This window comes from Pseudomonas sp. NFACC16-2, from assembly GCF_900119205.1.
GTDB classification, from domain to species: Bacteria; Pseudomonadota; Gammaproteobacteria; order Pseudomonadales; family Pseudomonadaceae; genus Aquipseudomonas; species Aquipseudomonas fluorescens_Q.
Genome location: NZ_FPIX01000010.1, coordinates 110951 through 123768, shown reverse-complemented (window position 1 = coordinate 123768; position 12818 = coordinate 110951). Strand labels below are relative to the sequence as shown.

The window sequence follows — 12818 nt, the reverse complement described above, 5'->3', positions numbered from 1 at the left end:
TTTTTATTGGTTTCCTGTCGGAACTGGCTTACAAAGCCGTGTTCCGATGGCGCTGTGTCAGCGTCAGACTAGAGTAGACGCAGGCTGCAAACAGCCTGCAAAGAATTTTCGAAAATACGCCGCAGGAGAGATTCGCAATGGCTCAGCAGGGCAGTGGTTATCAGGCTCGCTATAAACGCATTCTACTCAAGCTTAGCGGCGAGGCCCTGATGGGCTCGGAAGAGTTCGGGATCGATCCGAAAGTGCTGGATCGCATGGCCCTGGAAGTCGGCCAACTGGTCGGGATCGGCGTTCAGGTCGGTCTGGTCATCGGCGGCGGCAACCTGTTTCGCGGCGCAGCGCTGAGCGCGGCCGGCATGGATCGGGTCACGGGCGACCACATGGGCATGCTGGCTACTGTGATGAACGCCCTGGCTATGCGTGACGCGCTGGAGCGTGCCAATATCTCGGCCATCGTGATGTCGGCCATTTCCATGGTTGGCGTAACCGATCACTACGACCGCCGCAAAGCCATGCGCCACCTCAACTCCAAGGAAGTGGTGATTTTTGCCGCCGGTACCGGTAATCCGTTCTTCACCACGGATTCGGCCGCCTGCCTGCGAGCGATCGAGATCGATGCCGATGTCGTGCTCAAGGCAACCAAGGTCGATGGCGTCTATACCGCTGACCCGTTCAAGGACCCGCATGCCGAGAAGTTCGATCATCTGACCTACGATGAAGTGCTGGATCGCAAGCTGGGGGTAATGGATCTGACGGCTATCTGTCTCTGCCGCGACCACAAGATGCCGCTGCGCGTCTTTAACATGAACAAGCCCGGTGCCCTGCTGAATATCGTCCATGGCGGCGCCGAAGGAACACTGATCGAGGAAGTTCAACAATGATCAACGAAATCAAGAAAGACGCTGAACAGCGCATGCAGAAATCCCTGGAGTCCCTGGCGCACAACTTCGGTCGCATCCGCACCGGCCAGGCGCACCCGAGCATCCTTGAGGGCGTGATGGTGCCGTACTACGGCTCCGATACCCCGATCAAGCAAGTGGCCAACATCACCGTCAAGGACGCGCGTACCCTGCAGGTCGTGGCCTTTGAGCGCAACATGCTGGCTGCGGTCGACAAGGCCATCGGCAGTGCCGGTCTGAACCTGAACCCGACCAACCTGGGTGAGTTGCTGTTGATCTCCATGCCGGCCCTGACCGAGGAGACCCGCAAGGGCTTCACCAAACAGGCTCGTGACGTGGCTGAAGACGCCCGTGTTGCCGTGCGCAACATCCGTCGTGATGCCAACAGCCAGCTAAAGGACCTGGTCAAGGAAAAGGAAATCAGCGAAGACGAAGAGCGTCGTGCCACTGGCGAGATCGACGACCTGACCAAGAAGTACGTGGCTAAGATCGACGCGGATTTGGCGCAGAAAGAAAAAGACCTGATGGCCGTATAAGGGTCTCGTTTTCATGGAAAAGACCAAGCAGGCCGTGCCGTTCGCGGTGCCGCGCCACGTGGCGATCATCATGGACGGCAATAACCGTTGGGCCAAGAAACGCTTTATGCCTGGCGTCGCCGGGCACAAGGCGGGGGTCGATGCGGTTCGTGCGGTCATCGAGGTGTGCGCCGAGGCAGGGGTCGAGGTGCTGACCCTGTTCGCCTTCTCCAGTGAGAACTGGCAGCGTCCGGCCGATGAAGTCAGTGCCTTGATGGACCTGTTCCTCAAGGCCCTGCGTCGTGAGGCCAAGCGCCTCAACGATAACAAGATCAGCCTGCGGATCATCGGTGATCGCTCGCGCTTCCATCCTGAATTGCAGGCTGCGATGCGTGAAGCCGAGGCTGCGACTGCGGGTACCGATCGGTTTGTCCTGCAGATCGCCGCCAACTATGGTGGACAGTGGGACATTGCCCAGGCTGCCCAGCGGCTGGCGCGGGAAGTCCAGGCCGGGCACTTGCGCCCCGAAGACATCACGCCGGAACTGCTGCAGACCTGCCTGGCGACCGGCGACCTGCCGTTGCCGGACCTGTGCATCCGTACCGGTGGCGAGCATCGCATCAGCAACTTCCTGCTCTGGCAGTTGGCGTATGCCGAGCTGTACTTCTCCGACCTGTTCTGGCCGGACTTCAAACACGAAGCCATGCGCACCGCACTGGCCGATTTCGCTTCCCGTCAGCGTCGCTTCGGTAAAACGAGCGAGCAGATCGAAGCTGGAGCCCGGGTTTAATGCTCAAACAACGAATCATCACTGCCTTGATCCTGTTGCCCATCGCCCTGGGCGGTTTCTTCCTGCTCGAAGGCGCCAGTTTTGCGCTGTTCATCGGACTGGTCGTGACCCTGGGGGCGTGGGAATGGGCGCGGCTGGCGGGTTTTCCTGCGCAGTCGGCGCGCGTGGCCTACGCAGCGGCCGTGGCGGCCATGCTGTTCATCATGTACGTGATGCCCGGGCTCGCGCCTTGGGTGTTGGGTGCCGCGGTGCTGTGGTGGGCGACAGCGACCTTCCTGGTCCTGACCTACCCGCAGACTACCCATCATTGGGCCAATGCGGCGACCAAGCTGGTGATCGGTCTGTTGATCCTGCTGCCGGCCTGGCAAGGGCTGATCTGGATCAAGCAAGGCCCGCTGGGCAACTGGCAGATCATGGCCGTGATGGTGTTGGTCTGGGGGGCCGACGTCGGCGCCTATTTTTCCGGCAAGGCCTTCGGCAAGCGCAAGCTGGCGCCGAAGGTCAGTCCTGGCAAGAGTTGGGAAGGGGTCTATGGTGGCCTGGCCTTGAGCCTGGTGATCACCACTGTGGTCGGCTTCGTGCGGGACTGGACGGTCGCGCAGCTGTTGATGGGCCTTATGGGGGCCGCCTTGATCGTATTTGTGTCTGTGGTCGGCGACCTGACCGAAAGCATGTTCAAGCGTCAGTCGGGAATCAAGGACAGCAGTAACCTGCTGCCCGGTCACGGTGGCGTGCTGGATCGCATCGACAGCCTTACCGCCGCGATTCCGATCTTTGCCGTGCTGTTGTGGATGGCAGCGTCGTGAGTCGCCCCCAGCAGATCACTGTCCTTGGTGCGACCGGTTCGATCGGCCTGAGTACGCTTGACGTCATCGGCCGGCACCCGGAGCGTTACCAGGTGTTCGCCCTCAGTGGCTTCACACGCATGAGTGAATTGCTGGCCTTGTGCATACGCCACACGCCGCGGTTTGCCGTGGTGCCTGAGGCCCCTGTGGCGCGGGTGCTGCAGGACGATCTGCGCGCAGCCGGCCTGCAAACTCGCGTGCTGGTGGGGGAGGAGGGTCTCTGCCAAGTGGCTTGCGACCCGGAAGTCGACGCCGTGATGGCGGCAATCGTCGGTGCGGCGGGCTTGCGTCCGACGCTGGCGGCGGTGGAAGCAGGCAAGAAGATCCTGTTGGCCAATAAAGAAGCGTTGGTGATGTCCGGCGCGCTGTTCATGCAGGCTGTGCGCAAAAGCGGTTCGGTGTTGCTGCCTATCGACAGCGAGCACAATGCGATTTTTCAATGCATGCCGCAGGATTTTTCCCGTGGCCTCGGCGCGGTGGGTGTCCGGCGGATTTTGCTGACAGCCTCCGGTGGCCCGTTCCGGCAGACGCCACTGGAAGAATTGGTGCATGTTTCACCCGAGCAGGCCTGTGCCCACCCGAACTGGTCCATGGGGCGCAAGATTTCCGTGGATTCGGCCAGCATGATGAACAAGGGCCTGGAGCTGATCGAGGCCTGCTGGTTGTTCGATGCCAAGCCGTCCCAGGTCGAGGTGGTGATTCATCCCCAGAGCGTGATTCATTCCCTGGTGGACTATGTCGACGGTTCGGTGCTGGCCCAGTTGGGCAATCCGGATATGCGCACCCCGATCGCCAATGCCCTGGCCTGGCCGGAGCGCATCGATTCGGGTGTTGCACCGCTGGACCTGTTCGCCATCGCTCGCCTGGATTTCCAGGCGCCCGATGAGCAGCGTTTCCCCTGTCTGCGCCTGGCGCGACAGGCGGCCGAGGCGGGCGACAGCGCGCCGGCCATGCTTAATGCCGCCAATGAAGTGGCGGTTGCAGCGTTTCTCGATGGGCGTGTCCGTTACCTCGAGATCGCGAGTATCATCGAGGAAGTCTTGAATCTCGAGGCCGTGGTTTCGGTCGATGACCTCGATACGGTATTTACGGCGGATGCCAGGGCTCGTGAATTGGCGGGCCAATGGCTGCAGCGCCACGGGCGTTGAAGCTGCGATACGTTAGCCAGGGTTGCCCTGGACAGGATTGCGGAGAAAACAGATGAGCGCGCTCTATATGATTGTCGGCACCCTGGTTGCCTTGGGGGTGTTGGTCACATTTCACGAATTCGGTCATTTCTGGGTCGCGCGGCGCTGTGGCGTCAAGGTCCTGCGTTTTTCCGTGGGCTTTGGCATGCCCTTGCTGCGCTGGCACGACAAGAAAGGCACCGAGTTCGTAGTGGCGGCCATCCCGCTGGGCGGCTACGTCAAGATGCTCGATGAGCGAGAAGGCGAAGTCCCGGCAGACCAGCTCGATCAATCCTTCAATCGCAAGACCGTCCGTCAGCGTATCGCCATCGTCGCCGCGGGGCCGATCGCCAACTTCCTGCTAGCCATGGTGTTTTTCTGGGGCCTGGCCATGCTGGGCAGCGAGCAGGTGCGTCCGGTCATCGGTGCGGTGGAGTCGGGTAGCGTTGCCGCCCGTGCCGGATTGGGTGTCGGGCAGGAAATCGTCGCTATCGACGGCGAGCTGACCTCGGGCTGGGCGGCGGTCAATCTGCAACTGGTGCGTCGCCTGGGTGAGAGTGGTTCGTTGCAATTGATGGTGCGCGAGCAGGGCTCCACGGTGGATTCGCCTCGCGAACTGACCTTGGACAACTGGCTCAAGGGTGCCGACGAGCCGGATCCGATCCGGTCCCTGGGGATCCGGCCATGGCGTCCGGCGATGCCACCGATACTCGCCGAACTCGATCCGAAAGGCCCGGCCCAGATGGCAGGTCTGAAGACCGGCGATCGGTTGCTGGCCCTCGACGGCCAGCCGGTCAGCGACTGGCAGCAGGTGGTCGATTCGGTTCGTGTACGTCCTGATACCAAAATTGTGCTGCGCATCGAGCGCGACGGTGCTCCAATCGATGTCCCGGTGACCCTGGCCGCCCGTGGCGAGAGCAAGGCGCCGAGCGGTTACCTGGGGGCGGGCGTCAAGGCGGTCGACTGGCCACCGGAAATGATTCGCGAGGTCAGTTTCGGCCCGGTGGCGGCGATTGGCGAGGGTGCGCGTCGTACCTGGACCATGAGCGTCCTGACGCTGGACTCGCTCAAGAAAATGTTGTTCGGCGAGCTCTCGGTAAAAAACTTGAGTGGACCGATAACCATTGCTAAAGTGGCGGGCGCTTCTGCCCAGTCGGGCGTCGCTGATTTCCTGAATTTCCTTGCTTATCTGAGCATTAGCCTGGGGGTTCTGAATTTGCTGCCCATCCCGGTACTGGATGGGGGGCATCTGCTGTTTTATCTGATCGAGTGGGCGCGTGGTCGTCCCTTGTCGGATCGGGTGCAGGGTTGGGGGATACAGATCGGTATCAGCTTGGTGGTCGGGGTCATGTTGCTTGCCCTCGTCAACGATCTGGGTCGTCTGTAACGCTTCGCTGAATTGCGAATCTGCCGCATTTTGCGGCAGTTTGTTTATTGCCAGTTGGAATAAGAAAGGACTTCATGAAACGTCTGCTGCTAACTGCGGTTCTCACCGTATTGATGATCGCCGAAGTTCACGCCGAGTCCTTCACTATCTCTGATATTCGCGTCAATGGCCTCCAGCGGGTCTCCGCGGGTAGCGTCTTTGGTGCCTTGCCGTTGAACGTCGGCGAGCAGGCGGATGATCGGCGCCTGGTGGAATCCACGCGTGCGCTGTTCAAGACCGGCTTCTTTCAAGATATCCAACTGGGCCGTGACGGCAATGTCCTGGTCATCACCGTTGTCGAGCGCCCGTCGGTCGCCAGTATCGAGATCGAAGGCAACAAGGCGATCTCCACTGAAGACCTGATGAAAGGCCTCAAGCAATCCGGCCTGGCCGAAGGCGAGATCTTCCAGCGTGCCACCCTCGAAGGTGTACGCAACGAACTGCAACGCCAGTACGTTGCCCAGGGCCGCTACTCGGCCACCGTCGACACCGAAGTGGTGCCGCAACCGCGCAACCGCGTCGGCCTGAAGGTCAACATCAACGAAGGCACCGTGGCAGCCATCCAGCACATCAACGTGGTGGGCAACACGGTTTTCCCTGACGAAGACCTGATCGACCTGTTCGAACTCAAGACCACCAACTGGCTGTCGTTCTTCAAGAACGACGACAAGTACGCCCGTGAAAAACTCTCCGGTGACCTGGAGCGCCTGCGCTCCTACTACCTGGACCGCGGCTACATCAACATGGACATCGCCTCGACCCAGGTGTCCATCACCCCGGACAAGAAGCACGTCTACATCACCGTCAACGTCAACGAAGGCGAGAAATACACCGTTCGTGACGTCAAGCTCAGCGGCGACCTGAAAGTGCCTGAAGACCAGGTCAAGTCGTTGCTGCTGGTGCAGAAGGGCCAGGTGTTCTCGCGCAAGCTGATGACCACCACCTCCGAGCTGATTACCCGCCGCCTGGGTAACGAGGGCTACACCTTCGCCAACGTCAACGGCGTGCCACAGCCGCATGATGAAGACCACACCGTCGACATCACCTTCGCCGTGGACCCGGGCAAGCGTGCCTACGTCAACCGCATCAACTTCCGTGGCAACACCAAGTCCGAGGACGAAGTGCTGCGCCGTGAAATGCGCCAGATGGAAGGCGGCTGGGCCTCGACCTACCTGATCGACCAGTCCAAGACCCGCCTGGAGCGCCTGGGCTTCTTCAAGGAAGTCAACGTCGAGACCCCGGCCGTGCCCGGTGTCGATGACCAGGTCGATGTGAACTACAGCGTTGAAGAGCAGGCCTCCGGTTCGATCACCGCCAGTGTCGGTTTCGCCCAGAGCGCCGGTCTGATCCTCGGTGGCTCGATCACCCAGAACAACTTCCTGGGTACCGGTAACAAGGTCAGCATCGGCTTGACCCGCAGTGAGTACCAGACCCGCTACAACTTCGGTTATGTGGACCCCTACTGGACCGCTGACGGTGTGAGCCTGGGCTACAACGCCTTCTATCGCACCACCGACTACGACGAACTCGACTCCGATATCTCCAGCTATGCGGTGGACAGCTACGGTGTCGGTGCCAACGTGGGTTACCCGATCAGCGAGACTTCGCGCCTGACCTTCGGCCTCACCGCCCAGCAGGACAAGATCAACACCGGTCGCTACACCGTTGACGAGATCTTCGACTTCGTCAAGAAGGAGGGCAACAGCTACCTGAACTTCAAGGCGTCTGCCGGTTGGTCCGAGTCGACCCTGAACAAGGGTGTGCTGGCGACCCGTGGTCATTCCCAGAGCCTGGTGCTGGAATCCACCATCCCTGGCAGCGACCTGTCGTTCTTCAAGCTTGATTATCGCGGCCAGTTGTTCCAGCCGTTAACCGATAACTACACCATGCGCCTGCACACTGAGTTGGGCTATGGCGACGGCTACGGTTCGACCGATGGCCTGCCGTTCTACGAGAACTACTACGCCGGTGGTTTCAACTCGGTGCGCGGTTTCAAGGACAGTACGCTTGGTCCGCGCAGTACGCCGAGTCAGGGCAATAACCCGGGCACCATTAGAGACCCGGACCAGGATCCACTGCCGTTCGGTGGCAATGTCCTTATCCAGGGTGGCCTTGAGGTGCTGTTCCCAATGCCGTTCGTCAAGGATCAACGCTCCCTGCGTACCTCGGTATTCTGGGACGTAGGTAACGTTTTCGATTCAAGTTGCAGTGACACCACCAACGCCAACGGCACCAAGTCCGACACAAAGTGCAACGACATCAGCCTGAGCAACATGGCCAGTTCCGTCGGCGTGGGTGTGACCTGGGTCACCGCGCTGGGTCCTTTGAGCTTCGCATTGGCGATGCCGATCAAGAAACCGGATGACGCTGAAACCCAAGTGTTCCAATTCTCCCTCGGCCAGACGTTCTAAGCGTCTGACCCATGACAACGACAATGGATTTTGTAGGAGTACATCGTGCGTAAGTTGACTCAATTGGTTCTCCTGGCGACCGTACTGGTCGCAGGTCCGGCTTTTGCCGACATGAAGATCGCCGTGCTGAATTATCAGATGGCCCTGCTGGAATCCGACGCGGCGAAGAAATACGCCGTGGATGCGGAGAAGAAATTCGGCCCGCAACTGACCAAGCTCAAGGGCCTGGAAAGCAGCGCCAAGGGCATTCAGGATCGTCTGGTGGCCGGTGGCGACAAGATGGCCCAGGGCGAGCGTGAGCGTCTGGAGCTTGAATTCAAGCAAAAGGCCCGTGACTTCCAGTTCCAGTCCAAGGAGCTGAACGAAGCGAAAGCTGTTGCCGACCGCGAAATGCTCAAGCAACTCAAGCCGAAACTCGACAGCGCCGTGGAAGAAGTCATCAAGAAAGGTGGTTTTGACCTGGTGTTCGAGCGTGGCGCAGTGATCGATGTCAAGCCTCAATACGACATCACGCGCCAGGTGATCGAGCGCATGAATCAGCTGAAGTAATCCATGACAGCGACTATCAAGCTCGGCCAATTGGCCGAGTTCCTCGGCGCCACCCTGCGTGGCGACCCGGAGAAGGCAATTACTGGGCTAGCCACTTTGCAAGAGGCTGGCCCAGCTCAGTTGAGCTTTCTGGCAAATCCTCAATACCGCAAGTACCTGGCCGACAGCCGGGCGGCTGCGCTGTTGCTCAAGGCCGCTGATGCCGATGGGTTTGCCGGCGATGCCCTGATCGTGCCCGATCCGTACCTGGCGTATGCCCGCATTTCCCATCTGTTCGATCCCAAGCCGAAATCGGCTGCAGGTATTCATCCCAGCGCGGTGATCGCGGCGGATGCCGTGGTCGATGCCACGGCCAGCGTCGGTCCGTTCGTGGTCATCGAAAGCGCAGCCCGTATCGGTGCCGGCGTCACGCTGGGTGCCCATTGTGTCATTGGCGCGCGCAGCGAGATCGGCGAAGGCGGCTGGCTGGCACCACGGGTCACCCTGTACCACGATGTGCGCATCGGCAAGCGCGTGGTGATTCAATCCGGCGCGGTGTTGGGCGGCGAAGGCTTCGGTTTCGCCAACGAGAAAGGCATCTGGCAGAAGATCGCCCAGATCGGTGGCGTCACCATTGGCGATGACGTGGAGATCGGCGTCAACACCGCGATCGACCGCGGCGCCCTGGCCGACACGGTCATCGGCAATGGTGTCAAGCTCGACAACCAGATCCAGATCGCCCACAACGTCCAGGTCGGTGACCACACCGCCATGGCCGCCTGCGTGGGCATCTCCGGCAGCACCAAGATCGGCAAGCATTGCATGCTCGCCGGTGGCGTGGGGCTGGTGGGCCATATCGATATCTGTGACAACGTGTTCCTGACCGGGATGACCATGGTGACCCACTCGATTACCGAGCCAGGTGCCTATTCTTCCGGTACGGCCATGCAGCCGGCAGCCGAATGGCGCAAGAGCGCGGCGCGTATCCGCCAGCTCGACGACATCGCGCGGCGCCTCAAGCAGGTGGAAAAGCGTGTAGGGGACGTGACCCCTGGCGGTAATGCTTCATCAGATGGCTGATACCATTTCCATATCAAGTGTGCACAGCCGTTAGGGCATCTTGATTTGCTAGCGGAGTGCGCGTCACTCGTGCGCTTCCAATCTTTACATAGGCTTCCCCCCGAAATGATGGACATCAACGAGATTCGCGAATACCTGCCTCACCGTTACCCGTTCCTGCTGGTGGATCGGGTGGTGGACCTGGATGTTGAAGGCAAGCGCATTCGCGCCTACAAGAATGTCAGCATCAACGAGCCGTTCTTCAATGGTCACTTCCCCGCGCATCCAATCATGCCGGGCGTATTGATCATCGAGGCGATGGCTCAGGCTGCCGGGATCCTTGGTTTCAAAATGCTCGACGTAAAGCCTGCCGACGGCACGCTCTATTACTTCGTCGGCTCCGACAAGCTGCGCTTCCGCCAGCCGGTCACCCCGGGCGATCAGTTGATCCTCGAAGCCAAGTTCATCAGTTGCAAGCGCCAGATCTGGAAATTCGAATGCCAGGCTTCGGTCGACGGCAAGCCAGTCTGCTCCGCTGAAATCATCTGTGCGGAACGCAAACTATGAGTTTGATTGACCCTCGCGCAATCATCGATCCGACGGCCGTCTTGGCCGCCGATGTCGAGGTCGGCCCGTGGTCGATTGTCGGCGCAGGTGTGGAAATCGGCGAGGGTACGGTGATCGGTCCCCACGTAATTCTCAAGGGGCCGACCCGGATTGGTCGGCACAATCGCATCTACCAGTTTTCTTCGGTAGGCGAGGACACGCCCGATCTCAAGTACAAAGGTGAAGAAACCCGTCTGGTCATCGGCGATCACAACGTGATCCGCGAAGGTGTGACGATTCACCGTGGCACCGTTCAGGATCGTTCCGAAACGACCCTGGGCGACCATAACCTGATCATGGCCTATGCGCACATCGGCCATGACAGCGTGATTGGCAACCATTGCATCCTGGTCAACAACACCGCCCTGGCCGGCCATGTGCACGTGGACGATTGGGCGATCCTGTCCGGGTTCACCCTGGTGCACCAGTATTGCCATATCGGCGCCCACAGTTTCTCTGGCATGGGCACTGCCATCGGCAAGGACGTCCCGGCCTATGTCACGGTGTTCGGCAACCCGGCCGAAGCCCGCAGCATGAACTTCGAAGGCATGCGTCGTCGTGGTTTCAGCGAAGAGGCGATCACGGCACTGCGTCGCGCCTACAAGGTTGTGTATCGCCAGGGCCTGACGGTCGAACAGGCACTTGCCGAACTGGCCGAGGCTTCGGCGCAACACCCGGAAGTGGCGATCTTCCGCGACTCCATCCAGTCTTCGACCCGCGGCATCACTCGCTGACCATGGCTAATTTGCGTATTGCACTGGTGGCGGGAGAGGCTTCCGGTGACATTCTGGGTGCCGGTCTGATGCGTGCGCTCAAGGCGCAGCATCCCGCTGTCGAATTCATGGGTGTTGGCGGGCCGTTGATGGAGGCCGAGGGCCTGACGTCCTATTTCCCGATGGAACGCCTGTCGGTGATGGGCCTGGTGGAAGTACTCGGTCGCCTGCGTGAGCTGCTGGCCCGGCGTAAGAAGCTGATCCAGACCTTGATCGACGAAAAGCCGGATGTGTTCATCGGCATCGATGCGCCGGATTTCACTCTCAATATCGAACTCAAGCTACGTCAGGCCGGTATCAAGACCGTGCATTACGTCAGTCCATCGGTCTGGGCCTGGCGGCAGAAGCGGGTGCTGAAGATTCGCGAAGGTTGCGACCTGATGCTGACGCTGCTGCCGTTCGAAGCCCGGTTCTATGAAGAGAAGGGCGTGCCGGTTCGATTTGTCGGGCACACCCTGGCCGATACCATTCCCCTGCAAGCCGACCGCGATGCGGCCCGCCAGGCCTTGGGCCTGCCCGAGGGGCCCCTGGTGGCCTTGATGCCCGGCAGCCGGGGCGGCGAAGTGAGTCGCCTGGGAGGCCTGTTTTTCGACGCCGCCGAACGCCTTCGGGCGCTGCGTCCCGGTGTACGTTTTGTCCTGCCGTGTGCCAATGCGCAGCGTCGCGTCCAGCTGGAGGCGTTGCTGGTCGGTCGCGATTTGCCGGTGACGCTGCTCGACGGTCGTTCCCACGAAGCGTTGGCGGCCTGCGATGCCGTGTTGATTGCCTCCGGCACTGCTACCCTTGAAGCACTGCTGTATAAACGTCCGATGGTGGTCGCCTATCGCCTTGCGCCGCTGACGTTCTGGATTCTCAAGCGCATGGTCAAGAGCCCTTACGTGTCCTTGCCGAACCTGTTAGCCCAGCGCTTGTTGGTGCCGGAGCTGTTGCAGGACGAGGCGACCGCCGAGGCGCTGGCCACCACGCTGTCGCCCTTGATCGACGGTGGCGAGGAACAGACCCGAGGCTTTGACGAAATCCACCGTACCTTGCGTCGTGATGCTTCCAACCAGGCGGCTGACGCGGTACTGACCCTGATTGGCGCAAAACCATGAGCAACTCAAAGCTACAGATGGGCCTGGACTTCAATCTGGTCGCCGAAGTGGAAGAACTGGTGGCTGGTGTCGATGAAGTGGGGCGTGGCCCGTTGTGCGGCGCGGTGGTGACGGCGGCGGTGATTCTCGACCCGAAGCGGCCGATCCTGGGCCTCAACGATTCGAAGAAACTCACTGAAGCCCGTCGCGAAAAGCTCTACGACGAGATCTGCGAGAAAGCCCTGAGCTGGTGCATCGCCCGGGCCGAAGTGGAAGAAATCGATGAACTCAATATCCTGCACGCCACCATGCTTGCCATGCAACGTGCCGTGCAGGGCCTGCACATCACGCCGAAACTGGCGATGATCGATGGTAATCGCTGCCCGAAACTGTCGATGCGCGCCGAAGCGGTGATCCAGGGCGACGCCAAGGTGCCGGCCATCGCGGCGGCCTCGATCCTGGCAAAGGTCAGTCGCGACCGGGAAATGGCCGCTTTCGAATTGATTTACCCGGGCTATGGCATCGGCGGTCACAAGGGTTACCCGACCCCCGTTCATCTGGAAGCCCTGGCGCGCCTTGGGCCGACGCCCATCCATCGGCGTTCGTTCGCTCCGGTGCGGCTGGCTTATGAAGCCCGTGAAGGATTGATCATAACCAGTCAGTGCCCTGTTTCTTAAGGCGAACGCTGCTTTTGTGGCGAGGGGATTTATCCCCGCTGGACTGCGAA

13 protein-coding genes are annotated in these 12818 nt (G+C 60.5%); all 13 read left to right on the top strand.

The genetic code is table 11. The annotated features are described in order from the left end of the window. Window positions 1-137 precede the first annotated feature (137 nt). The 13 genes from pyrH (at window position 138) to rnhB (ending at window position 12768) form a co-directional block, all read left to right on the top strand. Entirely contained in the window at window positions 138-881 is a 744-nt protein-coding gene (pyrH, locus tag BT116_RS11460; protein ID WP_003198235.1) for a UMP kinase, read from the top strand. Continuing rightward, window positions 878-1435 carry a ribosome recycling factor gene (gene frr / locus BT116_RS11455; RefSeq protein ID WP_063322765.1) on the top strand — a complete coding sequence of 186 codons (558 nt, stop codon included), beginning with the start codon at window positions 878-880 and terminating at the stop codon, window positions 1433-1435. Before pyrH ends, frr begins: the two co-directional genes overlap by 4 nt. A 13-nt stretch (window positions 1436-1448) precedes the next feature. Next, entirely contained in the window at window positions 1449-2204 is a 756-nt protein-coding gene (gene uppS, locus BT116_RS11450; RefSeq protein WP_072343426.1) for a polyprenyl diphosphate synthase, read from the top strand. Beyond that, on the top strand, window positions 2204-3010 hold the full coding sequence (locus BT116_RS11445) for a phosphatidate cytidylyltransferase (protein WP_072343423.1): 807 nt from the start codon (window positions 2204-2206) through the stop codon (window positions 3008-3010). The genes uppS and BT116_RS11445 overlap by 1 nt, the downstream gene beginning before the upstream one ends. Beyond that, window positions 3007-4197, top strand: a complete 1191-nt coding sequence (gene ispC / locus BT116_RS11440) for a 1-deoxy-D-xylulose-5-phosphate reductoisomerase (protein WP_072343420.1) — start codon at window positions 3007-3009, stop codon at window positions 4195-4197. Before BT116_RS11445 ends, ispC begins: the two co-directional genes overlap by 4 nt. A 52-nt stretch (window positions 4198-4249) precedes the next feature. Further along, window positions 4250-5602, top strand: a complete 1353-nt coding sequence (gene rseP, locus BT116_RS11435; RefSeq protein ID WP_072343418.1) for an RIP metalloprotease RseP — start codon at window positions 4250-4252, stop codon at window positions 5600-5602. A gap of 74 nt (window positions 5603-5676) precedes the next feature. Next, entirely contained in the window at window positions 5677-8052 is a 2376-nt protein-coding gene (gene bamA / locus BT116_RS11430; RefSeq protein ID WP_072343415.1) for an outer membrane protein assembly factor BamA, read from the top strand. A 45-nt stretch (window positions 8053-8097) separates the two neighbouring features. Further along, window positions 8098-8601, top strand: a complete 504-nt coding sequence (locus BT116_RS11425; RefSeq protein ID WP_003184901.1) for an OmpH/Skp family outer membrane protein — start codon at window positions 8098-8100, stop codon at window positions 8599-8601. A 3-nt stretch (window positions 8602-8604) separates the two neighbouring features. Continuing rightward, complete coding sequence (gene lpxD / locus BT116_RS11420; RefSeq protein WP_072343413.1) at window positions 8605-9660, top strand: UDP-3-O-(3-hydroxymyristoyl)glucosamine N-acyltransferase; 1056 nt, start codon at window positions 8605-8607, stop codon at window positions 9658-9660. Between the two features lie 105 nt (window positions 9661-9765). Beyond that, window positions 9766-10206, top strand: a complete 441-nt coding sequence (fabZ, locus tag BT116_RS11415; RefSeq protein WP_003184897.1) for a 3-hydroxyacyl-ACP dehydratase FabZ — start codon at window positions 9766-9768, stop codon at window positions 10204-10206. After that, the gene (gene lpxA, locus BT116_RS11410; RefSeq protein WP_003198252.1) at window positions 10203-10979 is read left to right on the top strand and encodes an acyl-ACP--UDP-N-acetylglucosamine O-acyltransferase; all 777 of its coding nucleotides are present in this window, start codon (window positions 10203-10205) and stop codon (window positions 10977-10979) included. Before fabZ ends, lpxA begins: the two co-directional genes overlap by 4 nt. A gap of 2 nt (window positions 10980-10981) precedes the next feature. Then, a complete protein-coding gene (gene lpxB / locus BT116_RS11405; RefSeq protein ID WP_072343410.1) occupies window positions 10982-12112 on the top strand; it encodes a lipid-A-disaccharide synthase in 1131 nt (376 codons plus the stop codon). Then, window positions 12109-12768, top strand: coding sequence for a ribonuclease HII (gene rnhB, locus BT116_RS11400; RefSeq protein ID WP_072343408.1), 660 nt, complete (start codon window positions 12109-12111; stop codon window positions 12766-12768). Before lpxB ends, rnhB begins: the two co-directional genes overlap by 4 nt. Window positions 12769-12818 lie beyond the last annotated feature (50 nt).